1 pseudogene is annotated in these 938 nt (G+C 24.7%); it reads left to right on the top strand.

Going from position 1 to position 938, the window contains the following annotated elements:
* Nucleotides 1-893, top strand: a pseudogene (locus CAMP18498_RS07890) (glycosyltransferase family 2 protein); the annotation flags it as partial.
* Nucleotides 894-938: the final 45 nt, after the last annotated feature.

Raw genomic sequence — 938 nt, forward strand, 5'->3', positions numbered from 1 at the left:
ATAGGCCTTTATACGATAAAGTCAAAAGAAAACACATCAGTCAAATGACTTATTTTGATTATAAAAATGAGATTATCATCACACCTAAAGAATGGCTAGAGAAAGCTAGAGAAAGAAAACTTTTTTATTTTTGGTTTGCTTGGCAAGGTATGATTAATTTTAATTTTTTAAAAAATATAAATTTAAAATTTATTGATGGAATTTTTGCAGAAGATTGTCATTTTGGAGTGTTATTATTTACATTAAGTAAAAATATTTATATATTTCCAAAGCAAATATATGTTTATCGTTTAAGAGAGTTAAGCTCTATGAATTTTACTAATAAAAAATGGGTAATACATCCTAATTCACATCTTAAAAAAATAGATGTTTTTGAGAATTCAAATACGACTAGGCTGTATTATGAAAGTGCAAGCTGGATGCAAATCGCATTAAATTTTATAAAATTTATCGATTCTAATCACTATTTGAGTGAAGGTATAAAAACACATTTTTTACCAGTGGTTTGTAATAAAGCTTTGACTTTAAAAAAGCTTGATAAAGACCCATTATGCTTAAAAACACATACCAAAAATTTAAAAATATATATACAAAATCAACCCTTAGGAGCAGTTGATAGAGTGAAAGAGTATCTTTCGTATAAACTTACAAAAGAACTTTTTAAAAAGAAAGGTATACTAAAATTAATTTTACCTTTTAGTGTTATTAGAGTATCTTTACAACATCAAAAAGACACCATAGAATATAAAAAAAAAATTAAAAAAGATGTTTTAAATAAAAGATTGCCATTAGAATTTTATAGAGATTACCAACAGGCTTTGGGCCTAAAAAATCAAAAATTAATTCAATCATTGCATGATATTGGACTAAAAATTATGTCGCTTAAAGGTTAAGCTATGATTTTAAATTCTAAAAAATTAAGAAAGCTTAGAGCTAAT

Source organism: Campylobacter sp. W0066.2 (assembly GCF_024723515.1).
Taxonomy (GTDB): domain Bacteria; phylum Campylobacterota; class Campylobacteria; order Campylobacterales; family Campylobacteraceae; genus Campylobacter_D.